This is a genomic window from Hydrogenophaga flava NBRC 102514 (genome assembly GCF_001571145.1).
GTDB lineage: Bacteria > Pseudomonadota > Gammaproteobacteria > Burkholderiales > Burkholderiaceae_C > Hydrogenophaga > Hydrogenophaga flava.
The window spans coordinates 73,577-88,560 of record NZ_BCTF01000025.1; the positions used below are offsets into that span (position 1 = coordinate 73,577).

General features: G+C 68.1%; 14 protein-coding genes. 10 read left to right on the forward strand and 4 right to left on the reverse strand.

Annotated features, from left to right (window positions below):
• Window positions 1–15: 15 nt before the first annotated feature.
• From HFL01S_RS19825 to HFL01S_RS19850, 6 genes are all read left to right on the forward strand, one after another.
• Window positions 16–573 (forward strand): TRAP transporter small permease subunit, encoded by a 558-nt coding sequence (locus HFL01S_RS19825; protein ID WP_066261748.1) that lies wholly within the window; start codon window positions 16–18, stop codon window positions 571–573.
• A complete protein-coding gene (locus tag HFL01S_RS19830; protein WP_066261753.1) occupies window positions 570–1,886 on the forward strand; it encodes a TRAP transporter large permease in 1,317 nt (438 codons plus the stop codon). Before HFL01S_RS19825 ends, HFL01S_RS19830 begins: the two co-directional genes overlap by 4 nt.
• A 46-nt stretch (window positions 1,887–1,932) precedes the next feature.
• Window positions 1,933–2,739 (forward strand): cyclase family protein, encoded by an 807-nt coding sequence (locus tag HFL01S_RS19835; RefSeq protein WP_066152237.1) that lies wholly within the window; start codon window positions 1,933–1,935, stop codon window positions 2,737–2,739.
• A gap of 12 nt (window positions 2,740–2,751) precedes the next feature.
• Window positions 2,752–4,077 (forward strand): fumarylacetoacetase, encoded by a 1,326-nt coding sequence (fahA, locus tag HFL01S_RS19840; protein WP_066261755.1) that lies wholly within the window; start codon window positions 2,752–2,754, stop codon window positions 4,075–4,077.
• Between the two features lie 94 nt (window positions 4,078–4,171).
• Entirely contained in the window at window positions 4,172–5,461 is a 1,290-nt protein-coding gene (locus HFL01S_RS19845) for a solute carrier family 23 protein (protein WP_066261756.1), read from the forward strand.
• Window positions 5,458–5,883 carry a hotdog fold thioesterase gene (locus tag HFL01S_RS19850; RefSeq protein WP_066261758.1) on the forward strand — a complete coding sequence of 142 codons (426 nt, stop codon included), beginning with the start codon at window positions 5,458–5,460 and terminating at the stop codon, window positions 5,881–5,883. The genes HFL01S_RS19845 and HFL01S_RS19850 overlap by 4 nt, the downstream gene beginning before the upstream one ends.
• On the opposite strand, the gene HFL01S_RS24805 is transcribed toward HFL01S_RS19850, so the two are convergent.
• Window positions 5,855–6,070 carry a DUF3079 domain-containing protein gene (locus tag HFL01S_RS24805; RefSeq protein ID WP_084383516.1) on the reverse strand — a complete coding sequence of 72 codons (216 nt, stop codon included), beginning with the start codon at window positions 6,068–6,070 and terminating at the stop codon, window positions 5,855–5,857. The genes HFL01S_RS19850 and HFL01S_RS24805 overlap by 29 nt on opposite strands.
• A 120-nt stretch (window positions 6,071–6,190) precedes the next feature.
• On the opposite strand from HFL01S_RS24805, the gene HFL01S_RS19855 reads away from it, so the two are divergent.
• Complete coding sequence (locus tag HFL01S_RS19855) at window positions 6,191–7,315, forward strand: PilT/PilU family type 4a pilus ATPase (protein WP_066261761.1); 1,125 nt, start codon at window positions 6,191–6,193, stop codon at window positions 7,313–7,315.
• Between the two features lie 18 nt (window positions 7,316–7,333).
• On the opposite strand, the gene HFL01S_RS19860 is transcribed toward HFL01S_RS19855, so the two are convergent.
• Together HFL01S_RS19860 and HFL01S_RS19865 are read right to left on the reverse strand one after the other, a co-directional pair.
• Window positions 7,334–7,666, reverse strand: a complete 333-nt coding sequence (locus HFL01S_RS19860; protein WP_066261763.1) for a hypothetical protein — start codon at window positions 7,664–7,666, stop codon at window positions 7,334–7,336.
• Window positions 7,663–8,229, reverse strand: a complete 567-nt coding sequence (locus HFL01S_RS19865) for a cob(I)yrinic acid a,c-diamide adenosyltransferase (protein ID WP_066261769.1) — start codon at window positions 8,227–8,229, stop codon at window positions 7,663–7,665. The genes HFL01S_RS19860 and HFL01S_RS19865 overlap by 4 nt, the downstream gene beginning before the upstream one ends.
• Window positions 8,230–8,442: 213 nt before the next feature.
• Here HFL01S_RS19865 and HFL01S_RS19870 point away from each other — a divergent pair, with 213 nt between their 5' ends.
• Window positions 8,443–8,745: an EF-hand domain-containing protein gene (locus HFL01S_RS19870; RefSeq protein ID WP_066261771.1), complete on the forward strand. Its 303-nt coding sequence runs from the start codon at window positions 8,443–8,445 to the stop codon at window positions 8,743–8,745.
• Between the two features lie 107 nt (window positions 8,746–8,852).
• Window positions 8,853–10,277: an FAD-binding oxidoreductase gene (locus tag HFL01S_RS19875; protein ID WP_066261774.1), complete on the forward strand. Its 1,425-nt coding sequence runs from the start codon at window positions 8,853–8,855 to the stop codon at window positions 10,275–10,277.
• Here HFL01S_RS19875 and HFL01S_RS19880 read toward each other — a convergent pair.
• Entirely contained in the window at window positions 10,269–13,742 is a 3,474-nt protein-coding gene (locus tag HFL01S_RS19880) for an ATP-binding protein (protein ID WP_066261776.1), read from the reverse strand. The two genes, HFL01S_RS19875 and HFL01S_RS19880, sit on opposite strands and share 9 nt — an antisense overlap.
• Before the next feature lie 179 nt (window positions 13,743–13,921).
• Between HFL01S_RS19880 and HFL01S_RS19885 the strand changes: the two genes are divergently transcribed.
• On the forward strand, window positions 13,922–14,984 hold a 1,063-nt coding region (locus HFL01S_RS19885; RefSeq protein WP_369407749.1), incomplete at its 3' end, for a YadA family autotransporter adhesin.

The following is a 14,984-nucleotide window of genomic DNA, read 5'->3' on the forward strand; positions in this document are numbered from 1 at the left end:
CTGCCCGGAGTCCCCATGAGCCACCCTCCGCAGGATGCCTACAACCTGCCCCTGCCCTTCGGGCTACACCGGATCACCCAGGCGCTCAACGCCCTGGGCACGCTGCTCATCATCGGCCTGATGCTGCTGATCAACACCGACATCGTCGGGCGCACCGGCTTTGACGCGCCGGTGCGCGGCGTGACCGAACTGGTGTCGCTGTCCATCGTGGGCATCGTGTTCCTGCAGCTGGCCGACACGCTGCGCAGCGGCCGCTTCACCCGCGCCGACATGCTGCTGGACCGGCTCAAGCGCGAGCGGCCGGTGCTGGCGGCGCGGCTGCAGGCGCTGTATCACCTGCTGGGCGCGCTCTTGATGGCCGTGATCCTCTGGGCCGCCTGGCCCTCGCTGATCGAGTCCATCGCCTCGCGCGAGTACGTGGGGGCGCTGGGCGACTTCACCGCGCCGGTCTGGCCGGTGCGGCTGATGATGCTGATCGGGCTGGCCATGACGGCGCTGACCTTTGTGCTGCTGGCCGTGCTCGACCTGCAGCGCGGCCAGCGCCTGGTGGCCCAGCGGGAGAACCGCTCATGAGCGCCACCACCGTCGCCGTGCTCTCGCTGGTGCTGATGCTGCTGCTCATCTGGGGCGGCCTGCACGTGGCCGTGGTCCTGGGCCTGGTCTCGTTCGTGGGGGTCTGGATCATCCGCGACGACATCGGCGTGGCCGCCAACCTGCTGGCGCAGGCGTCGAGCGACGCCATCGCCAGCCACATCTTCGGCGTGGTGCCGCTGTTCGTGCTCACCGGCTTCCTGGTGGCCCGGGCCGACATCGGCAAGGACGCCTTCGAGGTCGCCAACCAGCTGTTCCGCCGCCTGCGCGGCGGCCTGGGCGTGGCCACCGTCGCGTCCAACGCGGTGTTCGCCGCCATCACCGGCATCTCCATCGCCTCGGCCGCGGTGTTCACCCGCGTGGCGGTGCCGCAGATGATGCGCTTTGGCTACCAGCCCAAGTTCGCGGTGGGCGTGGTGGCCGGCTCCTCGGTGCTGGGCATGCTGATCCCGCCCAGCCTGCTGATGATCCTCTACGGCTTCCTGGCCAACCAGTCGGTGGGCGACCTGTTCACCGCCGGCATCGTGCCCGGCCTGCTGCTGGCCTCGGCGTTCGCGATCGGCATCGTGCTCGCGGCCTACTTCAAGCCCTCGATGGTCTACGCCGGTGGCGAGATGCCGGTGCCCGACGGGCCGGACATGAGCCCGCTGACCATGGCGCTGAAGCTGGTGCCCATCGTGCTGATGATCGGTGGCGTGCTGGGCGGTCTGTACGGCGGCCTGTTCACCGCCACCGAGGCCGGCGCGGTGGGCGCGGCGCTGGCGCTGCTGATCGCGGTACTGCGGCGCAAGCTCACGGCGCGCACCTTCTGGGAGGTGCTGACCGAGACCGGGCATGTGACCGTGGCGGTGAGCTTCCTCATCATCTGCGCCAGCATCTACACCCGCATGCTGGCCATGTCGGGCATGCCGCAGTTCCTGATGGAGCTGATCAGCCACGCCGGCTTCGGGCCCTTTGCTTTCCTGCTGGTCTACGTGTTCATCATCATCCTGCTGGGCACGGTGATCGACTCGTCGTCCATCCTGCTGATCGTGCTGCCGCTGATGCTGCCGATCGCCGAGCAGTTCGGCATGGACCTGATCTGGTTCGGTGTGGTCACCGTGGTGGCGGTGGAGATCGGCCTGCTCACGCCACCCTTCGGCCTATCGGCCTACGTGGTCAAGAGCTCGCTGAACGACCCGCGCATCACCCTGGGCGACATCTTCCGCGGCACCGGACCGTTCACGCTGATCATGGTCGGCGTGCTGCTGCTGCTGATGGCCTTCCCGTCGCTGAGCCTGGTGCTGCTGAAGTGAACACCTAAGCGCCCACCCACCATCACAAAGACCCAAGGAGCACCCCATGACCCGCCGATTTGTCGACCTCTCGATCTACCTGGAAAACGACGTCATCTCCGACCCGCCGGCCTTCGCGCCCAAGATCCAGTACTTCGACCACAAGAACTCGTTCGAACAGATGGCGCCGTTCTTCCCGGGCCTGAAGCAGGAAGACCTGCCCGACGGCGACGTGTGGGCGGTGGAGATGATCCAGCTCTCGACCCACAACGGCACCCACCTGGACGCGCCCTACCACTTCCACAGCACCATGGACAAGGCGCTGGGCGAGAAGAAGAAGGCCTGGACCATCGACGAGGTGCCGCTGGAGTGGTGCTTCCAGCCGGGTGTGAAGCTGGACTTCCGCCACTTCGCCGACGGCTACGTGGTCACCGCCGCCGACGTCGAGGCCGAGCTGGCGCGCATCGGCCACACGCTGAGCCCGCTGGAGATCGTGGTGGTCAACACCCGTGCCGGCAGCCGCTACGGCCACAACGACTTCGTCAGCGCCGGCTGCGGCATGGGCTACGACGCCACCATGTACCTGCTCGAACGCGGCGTGCGCCTGACCGGCACCGACGCCTGGAGCTGGGACGCGCCCTTCGTCTACACCGCGCAGAAATACGCCGAGTCGAAGGACGCCAGCCTGATCTGGGAAGGCCACAAGGCCGGCCGCGACATCGGCTACTGCCACCTGGAGAAGCTGCACAACCTCGAAGCCCTGCCGCCGACCGGCTTCTACATCTCCTGCTTCCCGCACAAGATCCGCGGCGCTTCGGCCGGCTGGACGCGCGCGGTCGCGATCTTCGACGACGCCCTGATGCCCTCGGCCTGAACGGAGTCCGCCATGGAACTGAACCACACCCACGACCCTGCCGCCCGCAGCTGGCTGGCCTCGGCCAACGGGCCGGGCAGCGACTTCCCGATCCAGAACCTGCCCTTCGGCGTGTTCCGCCGCCGGGGCTCGACCGCGGCTTTTCGCGGTGGCGTGGCCATCGGCGACCAGGTGATCGACCTGGCCGCCGTGTCGGCGTCCGGAGTGCTGAGCGACCTGGCCGCTGACGCGGCCCGGGCCGCGGCACAGCCCGCGCTCAACGGGCTGATGGCCATGGGACCGGCCGCCTGGCGCGCGCTGCGCCACGCGCTGTTTGCTGCGCTGCGCCACGACGCCGACGCCACCCTGGTGAGCGCCCTGCACGCATGCCTGGTGCCGCAAAGCGCCGTGGAACACAGCGTGCCCACGCGCATCGGCGACTACACCGACTTCTACACGTCCATCCACCACGCCCGCAACGTGGGCCGCGTGATCCGGCCCGACGATCCGCTCACGCCCAACTTCCAGTGGATCCCCATCGCCTACCACGGCCGCGCCTCCAGCGTGGTGATCAGCGGCACGCCCTTCCACCGCCCGCATGGCCAGGCCATGGCCCCGGGCGCGTCGGCGCCGGTGTACGGCCCCTGCCGCCGGCTCGACTACGAACTGGAAATGGGCTTCTACGTCGGCCCCGGCAACGCACTGGGCCAGCCCATTCCGATCGGCGAAGCCGAGCAGCACATCTTCGGCATGTGCCTGCTCAACGACTGGTCGGCGCGCGACCACCAGTTCTGGGAAATGGCGCCGCTCGGCCCCTTCCTGGGCAAGAACTTCTGCACCAGCGTCTCGCCCTGGATCGTGACCATGGAAGCGCTGGCGCCCTACCGCGTGCCCTTCGCCCACCCGGCCGACGAGCCGCAGCCCCTGCCCTACCTGGACAGCCCCGCCAACAGCGCGCAGGGCGGTGTGGACGTGCAGCTGGAGGTGCTGCTGGAATCGGCGCAGCACCGCGCCAAGGGCGTGGCGCCCGACCGGCTCTCGGCCACCAGCTTGCGCCACCAGTACTGGACCATCGCGCAGATGCTGACCCAGCACGCCAACAACGGCTGCAACCTGCAGCCCGGCGACCTGCTGGGCACCGGCACCATCTCCGGCCCGACCTACGAGGAAGCGGGCGCCATCGTGGAACTCTCGCTGGGCGGCACCCGGGCGGTGGCCCTGCCCGCCACGGGCGAGACACGCACCTTCCTCGAAGACGGCGACACCGTGGTGCTGCGCGGCTGGTGCGAGAAAACCGGCGCGGCGCGCATCGGTTTCGGCCGTTGCGAAGGCACGGTGCTGCCGGCCGTCGGCGGCTGAGCCGCAGCCCGGCCCGCCTGTCCCGCACCGGATGGGTGCGCCGGCCGATTTGCGCGCAGAATCCCGGCCCATCACAACACGAGAAGGAGAAGCCATGGGCCTGCTCAGCTGGACCGAAAAATCCCCCACCACCCTCGCCAACGGCGGCGTCATCGGCCCCGATGAGCGCCTGCCCTGGCCGCAGACCGGCGTGATGGGCGTGCAGCATTTGATCGCCATGTTCGGCGCCACCGTGCTCGCGCCCATCCTCATGGGCTTCGACCCCAACGTCGCCATCCTCATGAGCGGCATCGGCACCCTGATCTTCTTCCTCATCACCGGCGGCAAGGTGCCCAGCTACCTGGGGTCGAGCTTCGCCTTCATCGGCGTGGTCATCGCGGCCAGCGGCTACGCCGGCTCCGGCCCCAACGCCAACATCGGCGTCGCCCTGGGCGGCATCATCGCCTGCGGCGCGCTCTACACCCTGATCGGCGTGGTGGTGCAGGCCATCGGCACCGGCTGGATCGAGCGCTTCATGCCCCCGGTGGTCACCGGCGCGGTGGTGGCGGTGATCGGCCTGAACCTGGCCGGCATCCCGATCAAGAACATGGCGCCGACCGACTTCGACAAGTGGATGCAGGGCATCACCTTCGTCTGCGTCGCGCTGGTGGCCGTGTTCAGCAGCGGCATGGTGCAGCGCCTGCTGATCCTGGTCGGCCTGATCGTCGCCAGCATCGTCTACGCCGTGCTCACCAACGGCATGGGCCTGGGCAAGCCGCTGGACCTGAGCGGCATCGCCACCGCCGCCTGGTTCGGCATGCCCAACTTCAGCGCCCCGGTGTTCAGCGCCAATGCCATGCTGCTGATCGCGCCGGTGGCCATCATCCTGGTGGCCGAGAACCTGGGCCACATCAAGGCCGTGACCGCCATGACCGGCAAGAACCTGGACCAGTACATGGGCCGCGCCTTCATCGGCGATGGCGTCGCCACCATGGTGGCCGGCAGCGCCGGCGGCACCGGCGTGACCACCTACGCCGAGAACATCGGCGTGATGGCGGCGACCAAGATCTACTCCACCGCCGTGTTCCTGGTGGCCGGCCTGATGGCCGTGCTGCTCGGCTTCAGCCCCAAGTTCGGCGCGCTGATCCAGGCGATTCCGCTGGCCGTGATGGGCGGCGTGTCCATCGTGGTGTTCGGCCTGATCGCGATTGCCGGCGCCAAGATCTGGGTCGACAACAAGGTCGACTTCTCGGACAACCGCAACCTGCTCGTCGCCGCCATCACCCTGGTGCTGGGCACGGGCGACTACACGCTAAAGTTCGGCGGCTTCGCGCTCGGTGGCATCGGTACCGCCACCTTCGGCGCGATCATTCTGTGGGCGCTGATCGGGGGCAAGAAGCGATGAGCCGCGTCTGGACGCAGGACATCTCGGTGCAGATCCTCGCCGACCTGCACCGCGACACCGCGGTGCAACACCTGGGCATGGAGTTCCTGGAAGTCGGCGACGACTTCATCACCGCCCGCGTGCCGGTCGACACCCGAACCAAGCAGCCCTATGGCCTGCTGCACGGCGGCGTGAGCGTGGTGCTGGCCGAGACCCTGGGCAGCTGCGGCGCCGCCTTCAGCTGCCCACCCGGCCACCGTGCCGTGGGGCTGGACATCAACGCCAACCACCTCAAGGGCGCCACCAGCGGCTGGGTGACGGGCACCACGCGGCCGGTGCACATCGGCCGCACGACCCAGGTCTGGCAGATCGACCTGAAGAACGACGCAGGCGAGCTGACCTGCGTCTCGCGCATCACGATGGCGGTGCTTCAACCCCGCTGAGCGGGGCTCTGGCCTCCGCTTCGGTGGGCGCCTCCCATTCGTCCCAGTCCGGCCCGAACAGCTCGGCCGGGTGCTGGGTGCGCTCCGAGCCGTTGCCGCAGAGCATGCTGTTGGCCGCGCAATAGCGGTCGCAACCCCAGCAATTGCGCTCGGGGTGGGGCGGGTTGGCGGGAAAACGCTTGCTCATGGTGCCGGTGCATGCCAGTGTGGCCCGGCCTGGCCTGCAAAGGACTGATACAGATCAGAAGTGGTCAAGACAGGCCGCACGGCGTCGATAAGGAACACAATCCCTTTTTTGCGCCGGACCATGGACACCGCCCTTTCCTCGCCAGAAGACGACCTCGGCCACTACCTGTCGGCCATGGTCGCGCATGGCGCCTCCGATCTGTTCCTCTCGGCCGGCACCCCGGCCGGTCTGAAGGTGAACGGCGTCATGCGGCGGCTGCAGGAAGAGCCCCTGAACCCGGAACGCATCAAGCGGCTGGCCTACTCGGTGATGCGCGAGTCGCAGATCCGCGAGTTCGAGGCCACGCTGGAATGTGATCTGGCGATCGCCATCAACGGCCTGGGCCGCTTCCGGGTGAACGTGTTCCGCCAGCGGGGCGACGTGGCCGTGGTGGTGCGGCACGTCAATGCCCGCATTCCCTCGCTGGAAGAGCTCAAGCTGCCGGCATCGATCAGCCGCCTGTCCATGCTCAAGCGCGGGCTGGTGCTGATCGTGGGGGCTGCGGGCTCCGGCAAGTCCACCACGCTGGCGGCGCTGATCGACCACCGCAACCAGAACGCGGCCGGCCACATCCTGACGGTCGAAGACCCGATGGAGTTCGAGCACAGCCATGGCAAGTCCATCGTCGACCAGCGCGAGGTCGGTCTGGACACCAAGTCCTTCGACGAGGCCCTGCGGCACGCCATGCGCGAGGCACCAGACGTGATCATGATCGGCGAGATCCGCGACCTGGACACCATGCAGCACGCGCTGGCCTACGCCGAGACGGGCCACCTGTGTCTGTCCACCCTGCACGCCAACAACGCCAACCAGGCGATCCAGCGCATCCTCAACTTCTTCCCGGAAGCGGCCCACCGGCAGGTGCTGATGGACCTGTCGCTCAACCTCAAGGGCGTGGTGGGCCAGCGCCTGATCCGCGGGGCGAAGGGCAAGCTGGTGCCGGCGGTGGAGGTGATGCTGCTCTCGCCCTACATCGCCGACCTGATCCAGAAGGGGCAGATCGACGACATCAAGGACGCGATGGCCAAGAGCAACGAGCAGGGCATGTGCACCTTCGACCAGTCGCTCTACGACCTGTACACGCAGGGCGAGCTCACGGCCGAGCAGGCGGTGGAGCACGCCGACTCGCGCACCGACCTTTCGCTGCGCATCCGGCTGAACAGCGGCCAGCGGCCCGACACGGCCGGCCTGCACATCGAGACCTGACCGCCAGCGGGCGGCGGTTCACACCGCCCGTTCGCAGCGGCCTTGCGACTGGGCCAGGCCTCGGAAATCGCTCTGCCAGGACAGCCGCGCCACGTCGATCTGGATGCGCTCGTTGTCCAGCGCGGTGAGGATGACCGTGCCCTCGACCGCAAAGCTGTGCACCTGCACGCCGTCGATGCCGACCGCGCTCACACGCTGGTCGTCGTAGGTGATCTCGACCCGGCGCACCCAGATCTCCCGCGTCGGCGCATAGACCGCCTCGCATACCAGGCCGACGCGGCTGGCGGCGGCCGCGACCACCCCGGGCGCCGACAGAACCAGTGCCAGCGCCATGAGCAGCAGCGGCTTCACCCCTGGCCACCCTGCTGCATGCGCTCGCTCTTCCAGTACACGTCGTCGCCGCCGTTCATGCGGTTGAGCACGCGCGCGAGCACGAACATCAGGTCGGACAGGCGGTTGAGGTACTGGCGCGGGGCTTCCTTGATCGCCTCTTCGTTGCCCAGGGCCACCAGCTGACGCTCGGCGCGGCGCGCCACGGTGCGGCAGACATGGGCCTGGCTGGCGGCGCGGTTGCCCGCCGGCAGGATGAACTCCTGCAGGCGCGGCAGCTGTTCGTTGTAGGTGGCCAGGGCCTCGTCCAGCGCCAGCACGGCCTCTGGCTTGAGCAGTTCGTAACCGGGGATGGACAGCTCGCCACCGAGGTTGAACAGCTGGTGCTGGATCTCGACCAGCAGCGTGCGCACGTCGGCTGGCATGTCTTCGCACAGCAGCAGGCCGATGTGGGAGTTGAGCTCGTCCACATCGCCCATCGCGTGCACGCGCAGGCTGTTCTTGGACACGCGGGCGTTGTCGCCCAGGCCGGTGGTGCCGGCGTCGCCGGTGCGGGTTGCAATTTGGGATAGGCGGTTGCCCATGGGGGTCTCCTGCTGCCGCGGCGCGCCTGTCGCGCGCCGCACCGGGCCATTGTCCGTGAAAGCCGGCGGCGGGGGCGTGGTGCTGTAAGCGAAGGCTCGCAAATGTGTCTGAGGCAAGCAGAGCATGCATGCGGAAACAGGCGGCAAAAACGCTGGCCCTGCGGGGCCATCGACGGTGCAATGGGCGTCCCTTCAACATTCAAGGAGTGACCCATGTCCCGACGATCTGTCCGTCTCACCTCATTCGAAGCCCGCAGCCTGCTGCTGATCGCCAGCGTCACCCTGGGTGTGGCCGGCAGCGCCTACGCGCAGAGCACAGCCGCCCCGGCCAAGCCCGCGGCCACCGACACCGAGATCACGGCAGCCTTCACCAAGGCCGACAAGAACGCCGACGGCAAGCTCAGCAAGGACGAGGCCACCACCCTGCCCGCCCTGGCCGCCAAGTTCGACAGCGCCGACACCGACAAGGACGGCGCCATCAACGCCACCGAATTCGGAAAGGCCATGAAGATGTGAGGTTGACCGTGGGGGCAGTCCCGTGCGCGCTGTTCGCCGCAGGACGCCCGGTCTACACTGCCGGCTGACCACGGGCGCGCCAGGCCCGCACCGACCAGGAGACCGCCATGAACGCCCCCACCACCGCCTCCCACCTCGCGCCCGAGCTCTCGCTGCGCGAGGTCCCTCCCGCACTCATCCAGGCCCTGCAGGCGCGCTTCGGCGCCCGCTGCTCCACCGCCCAGGCGGTGCGCGAGCAGCATGGCCGCGACGAGTCGATCTTTGAAGTCCCGCCGCCCTCGGCCGTGGTGTTCGCCGAGTCGACGCAGGACGTGGCCGACGCGGTGAAACTCGCAGCCCAGCACAAGGTGCCGGTCATTCCGTTCGGTGTCGGTTCATCGCTCGAAGGCCACCTGCTGGCCGTGCAGGGCGGCATCAGCATCGACGTCAGCCGCATGGACCAGGTGCTGTCCATCAACGCCGAAGACCTCACCGTCACTGTGCAGCCCGGCATCACCCGCATGGGCGTGAACAACGCGGTGAAAAGCGAAGGCCTGTTCTTTCCGATCGACCCGGGCGCGGACGCGTCCATCGGCGGCATGACCGCCACCCGCGCCAGCGGAACGAACGCCGTGCGCTACGGCACCATGCGCGAGAACGTGCTGGCGCTGGAAGTGGTGACCGCGCAGGGCGAGGTGATCCGCACCGGCACGCGCGCCAAGAAGTCCTCCGCCGGCTACGACCTCACGCGCCTGATGGTGGGCAGCGAAGGCACGCTGGGCGTCATCACCGAAATCACGCTCAGGCTCTACCCGCTGCCCGAGGCCATCTCGGCCGCGACCTGCTCGTTCCCCACCATCGAGGCGGCCGTGCGCACCGTGATCCAGGTGATCCAGCTGGGCGTGCCGATCGCGCGCTGCGAGCTGATCGACGCCAACACCGTGCGCATGGTCAACGCCCACAGCAAGCTGGGCCTGCGCGAGGAACATTTTCTTCTGATGGAGTTCCACGGCTCGCCCGCGAGCGTGAAGGAACAGGCCGAGACGGTGCAGGAGATCGCCGGCGAGTTCGGCGGCAACGCGTTCGAGTGGGCGACCACGCCCGAGGAGCGCACCCGCCTGTGGACCGCGCGGCACAACGCCTACTTCGCGGCCATCCAGAGCAAGCCGGGCTGCCGCGCCATCAGCACCGACACCTGCGTGCCGATCAGCAAGCTGGCCGACTGCCTGCTCGACTCCGTGGCCGAGGCCGACGCCAGCGGCATCCCCTACTTCCTGGTCGGCCACGTGGGCGACGGCAACTTCCACTTCGGCTACCTGATCGACCCGGCCAAGCCCGAGGAGCACCACACCGCCGAGGCGCTGAACCAGAAGCTGGTGGCGCGCGCGCTAGAACTGGAAGGCACCTGCACCGGCGAACACGGCGTGGGCCTGCACAAGATGGACTTCCTGCGCCGCGAGGCCGGCGACGGTGCCATCACCATGATGCGCACCATCAAGCGCGCACTGGACCCGGACAACATCCTCAACCCGGGCAAGATCTTTTCAGTCTGAGATCGAGGCTGCCTCGTCCCAGAGGCGCAGCAGCCCCTGGGCCCCCATGTGACGGGCCGCCTCGCGGGCTTCCCACGCCATGGTCTGCGCGAGTGTGGGGTCACCAGCGCGCTGGTGGCACAGGGCCAGCAGCATCTGCATCTGCGGAACGCAGTACTGGTCTTCGTGGTGCATGGCCTCCCGGCAGGCCTGATCCAGCAGGGGCAGGGCCTGTTCGTGCAGTCCCTGTGCCATCAATGCGGACGCCACCATCCAGCGCGAGGTGGTGATGCCCGCCTGATAGGCGCCCCGCATCTGATGGGCAGCCGCGTGCAGCGCAGCGGTGTCACCCATCTGCCCTTGCCCGGCCTGACAGCACAAGAGAAGAAGACTGCTGACCCCTGCCCACAATGGAAACCGGAACTGCCCCGACAGGTCATGCACACGGCTGGCCCCCGCCTGCAGCAGTGCCCAGTCGCCCTGGCACCAGTGCGCACAGCTCAGCAGGGTGAGCGCAAAGCAGACCGTGTGGGGCCGTGCAGTCTCCGTCAACCGCTGCTGCAGTTCGGTGGCGCGGCGCGACAAGCCCTGGTCATCGCCTTCGAGCCAGCACAGCCACGCCAGAAACGCTTTGCAGACCAGTGCCGGATCGTCTGAGCAGTACAGCAACCGGTGATGCGTTGACACCTGATCAGACAGCCTGACCGCTTCCTCCAGAGCCTGCCTGGCCTCTGCCAGGCGTCCCAGCCAGAACAGGGAGCTGCCCATGGCATAGCGGGCCATGAGCGACTGCTCGGGGGTCCCTGCCATGCCCAGGAGCTGACGGGCCAGATCGAGGCCACCCACCTCTCCCTGCGAACTGCTCCCCATGTACCGACCGGCCAGTGCCGCAAACCGCAGGTCATGCCTCTGCGGATCGGCCTCTGGTGTCCTGGTGAGCGCCTCCATGACATGGCCGAAGCGCTGCCAGGCGGCCGCCGAGCCAAATCCCTCGGTCATGTGGAGACAGTGCCCCGCCTGAATCTGCAAGGAATGACGCTGTATCTCGCGGGCGTCGCCGTCCGCCAGATGCGACAAGGCCGCCAGGGCGCGTTCGTAGCAAACCAGGGCATCGGCCGCAAAGTCGCGCTCGATGGCGGCGTCACCGGCATGCCGCCACCATTGCGCGGCCTGGTCCCAGGACTGCGCAGCCTGCCAGTGACGTGCCACCTGATCCGCTTCGACTTGTTCGGCGTGCTGCAGATGGCCTGCCGCCTGGGCGTGCCATGCCTGGCGCTGTGTCGGCGCGATGCCGTCGTAAATCACCTCCTGCACCAAGGCGTGGCCAAACGCACATTCGTCCGGACCCACCCTTCGGATCAGGTGCAAGTCGGCTGCTCGCGCGAGGACCGTGCGCACCGCGTGCATGGGCAACAGTGCCTGCAACGACGCCACATCAAAGCGCTCGCCGAGCACCGCGGCGGCACGGAGGACAACCCGCCCGGGCCCCAGGGCATCGAGCTGCTCCTGCACCAGCGCCTGGATTCCGGCGTGTGCCGGCGCCACCGCCATACGGCTTCGCGCCAGCCACTGGAGAATCAGCGGCACGCCACCGGCCAGTCTGACCAGCCGGGCACGCTCACCGACATCCAGGTGGGTGGCCTCGTTCATGTCGAGCACCAGGCGATGGGACGCATCCTCGGTCAGCGCCCCCAGTTCCATCACCTGAACCGGCGCGGGCCAGTCCTGATCGGGGACCGGGCGGGAGGACATCACCAGCATCACCGGACTTCCGACCAGCTGCTCCAGCAAGACAGGAAGATGATCTAACGTGGCCTTGTCGGCCCAGTGGACGTCCTCCAGATTGACCAGCAGGGGACGCTCGGCGCACAGTTGCCTGATCTTCCTCAGGACCCTGGCGCGCAGAACCTGCCGGTCATCCGCGCCCTGCCGTGTGCTCTGCGGGTCCGCGTCCTCCAGTGCGATCCGCCAGGGCATCATCGGATGCTCCTGGATGTGCTGGCCACAGGTGACGCGAAGCACGTGTCTCCCCTGCCCCATGACCTGCCGCGCCAGTTCACGCATCACCAGGGACTTGCCGTAACCGGCCGGGGCCCGGATCAGCACGGCAGAGGCGCCCGCCGTCAGCGCCTCCTTCCAGCGGCTCACGAGCCATTGCAATTCGTGCTCGCGGCCGATCAGGGGCAGATCGTCCGGGCGCTCTGCGGGCAGATCCTCCTTCAGGGTCGCGCACCAAAGACCCGCGTCCTGTTCGCCCTGGCATCGGGTGAACTCCGTCGCGCGGGCGGCCAGAACCACCTCCTGGGTGGCCAGCCACTGGCTCCAGCCGGCCTGCCAGCAGGCGCGCATGGCGGCTTGCATCGCGTCGCCCACCATCAGGCCAGCGCCCAGCCCGGGACGCACCAGCACCCTCGCATCCGCCAGCCCTGCCCGCACCTGGTCGGTCAGGCCCAGCGACATCCACTGGCGGGCCAGTTCGCAGGCGCGCCGGGCGGGCTCGCTTCGCGCCGGATCCAGCCCGAAGACAGCGGCCCAGGCCAGGCCAGGCACCTCGATCACCAGGCCGCCGGCGCGCAGGACCATGCCCTGCCAGATCCGTGTCCACGCCTGAACCGCCTGCTCGTCGGTGTGCAGGCCCTGGGGAACATCGCTGTAGACGCCGGTCACCCGACGCCATTCGGGGATGGGAGACCTGAACGACCACGGGCTGGCGGCGTCGTCAGGAGACATCAGGTCGTCCAGCACCAGGGACTTGAGGCCGAGTTGCTCCTCGAATGCGCCCATGCTCCGGTGGACCACCTGGCGCGCCTCATGCGGCTGCCCCTGTTGCTGAAGAAGGTTGGCCAGCAACACCGCATGGCTCTCTCTGGCCGGCGCCAACGCCAGCAGGCGGCGTGCCGTGGCAACCGCCTCGTGAAGCCGGCCCCGCGCCGCCGCCCGCCGGGCCTTGAACTCCAGGACCTGCAGCCACGCATCCGCACAGATATCGCGCATGTACCGCAGCCAGTCCGTGCCATCGGGCATGGGCGGCAGGTCGAAACCCTGCAGAAAGCCCCCGTCCGACAACGCCTCCAGCGCGCGGTCATCGGGCAGCACATCCCAATCCTGATCCTCGGCGCGGACACAGGCCGTGGCCCAGCGCTGCAGCCGCTCGGCATCGACCGTGAGGCGATCGTCGCGCGACAGGCCCACCGCCTGGGCAGATGCCTGGAACGCGTGATCCAGCCCGGCCGCCGCCAGCAGCCCCCGAAGATCAGCGATCACCTGGCGCAGGTTGGCCCTCGCGGCCGACGGCGAGTGGTCAGGCCAGAGCCATTCGGCCAGCACGGCACGGTGATGCATCTGGCCCTGCGTGGTGCCCAGCAAAGCCCAAAGAGCCCAGGACTTGCGGTACTTGACCTGCCCGGACACGTTGACGCCATCCAGGACGATTCTCGGGAGGCCCAGCAGGGACAGACCAAGCACGGGGGCGGGAATGTCGGGCACGTTGAAGACTCAATTTGTTGCAAAAGTACAACTTTGAGCGCATTTTCTCACGCTCTTCTGACGGCTCTCGGAACCAATACCGGCGCACTACAAGAGGAATCCACATGCTGCGCAGGTCAATACCTTTCAATTCATCTACATCTCCCTTGGCATTCGTTGGCTTGCCAGCCAGACACGCCGTGGCCGCTGCCATCGTGGCTCTATCCGCGCACCACGGCCTTGCATGGGCGGATTGCACTGACACGGCGACCGAATCGGGTGTCGGTGCCCTGGCATGCGGCCGACTGGCCAACGCCAATGGGGTTCACAACGTAGCGGTGGGCTTTGCCGCAGGGGTGGGCTCCAGCGGAGAGGGCAATGTCGCTGTCGGCGGTCGCTCGGGACAGAACACCACCGGTACCGACAACACGGCTGTGGGACGGAACGCCGGGCTCACGGTCAACGGCAACAGGAACGCCGCCTTCGGACTGGATGCCGGGCAGCAGGTCACCGGTGACAGCAACTCGTCGATCGGCACCGGATCCGGCCTTCAAATCTCCGGCAGCCGGAACTCATCCTTAGGCACCACCTCGGGCTACCAGGTCACCGGCAACGCCAACTCCAGCGTCGGGACAAATGCAGGCTATGTCGTCAATGGCAACTTCAACTCCGCCAGTGGCACCGAAGCCGGGTGGTATGTCACCGGCAACAGCAACAGCGCCTCGGGAACGGGTGCGGGTTCGGGCGTCAACGGCAACGGCAACACCGCCTCGGGCGACAGCGCTGGCAACTCGGTCCGTGGCGACCGCAACGCGGCCACCGGCAGCGGGGCAGGCGCCCGGGTCACGGGCAGCGACAACACCGCCATGGGCACCAACGCAGGCAGTAGAGTGAGCGGCAGCGGCAACGTCGCCATCGGCCAGGGTTCGGGATCGGACATCACGGCCAACAACGCCATCAGTGTCGGCACCGGTGCCAGGGCGAGCACCGACAGTGCCATTGCCGTGGGCACGTCTGCCCAGGCCACCCATGCCAACTCGGTGGCCATCGGCGCGGGCTCTGTCACATCGGCCAGCAACACGGTCTCGGTCGGCAGCACGGGCAACGAACGCACGATCACCCACGTCGCCAACGGCGTGAACACCACCGATGCCGCCAACCTCGGTCAGGTGCAAAGCGCCCAGGCCGCCGCCAACACCTACACCAACAACGTCGCAGCCAGCACCCTCAGCGCCGCGCAGGCCCACGCCAACACCGCCGCCG

What these genes read in the sequence shown, in the direction of transcription:
- HFL01S_RS19825 (WP_066261748.1), top strand. Translation starts at nt 16, where the DNA reads ATGAGCCACCCTCCGCAGGATGCCTACAACCTGCCCCTGCCCTTCGGG.
- HFL01S_RS19830 (WP_066261753.1), top strand. Translation starts at nt 570, where the DNA reads ATGAGCGCCACCACCGTCGCCGTGCTCTCGCTGGTGCTGATGCTGCTG.
- HFL01S_RS19835 (WP_066152237.1), top strand. Translation starts at nt 1,933, where the DNA reads ATGACCCGCCGATTTGTCGACCTCTCGATCTACCTGGAAAACGACGTC.
- fahA (WP_066261755.1), top strand. Translation starts at nt 2,752, where the DNA reads ATGGAACTGAACCACACCCACGACCCTGCCGCCCGCAGCTGGCTGGCC.
- HFL01S_RS19845 (WP_066261756.1), top strand. Translation starts at nt 4,172, where the DNA reads ATGGGCCTGCTCAGCTGGACCGAAAAATCCCCCACCACCCTCGCCAAC.
- HFL01S_RS19850 (WP_066261758.1), top strand. Translation starts at nt 5,458, where the DNA reads ATGAGCCGCGTCTGGACGCAGGACATCTCGGTGCAGATCCTCGCCGAC.
- HFL01S_RS24805 (WP_084383516.1), bottom strand. Translation starts at nt 6,070, where the DNA reads ATGAGCAAGCGTTTTCCCGCCAACCCGCCCCACCCCGAGCGCAATTGC.
- HFL01S_RS19855 (WP_066261761.1), top strand. Translation starts at nt 6,191, where the DNA reads ATGGACACCGCCCTTTCCTCGCCAGAAGACGACCTCGGCCACTACCTG.
- HFL01S_RS19865 (WP_066261769.1), bottom strand. Translation starts at nt 8,229, where the DNA reads ATGGGCAACCGCCTATCCCAAATTGCAACCCGCACCGGCGACGCCGGC.
- HFL01S_RS19870 (WP_066261771.1), top strand. Translation starts at nt 8,443, where the DNA reads ATGTCCCGACGATCTGTCCGTCTCACCTCATTCGAAGCCCGCAGCCTG.
- HFL01S_RS19875 (WP_066261774.1), top strand. Translation starts at nt 8,853, where the DNA reads ATGAACGCCCCCACCACCGCCTCCCACCTCGCGCCCGAGCTCTCGCTG.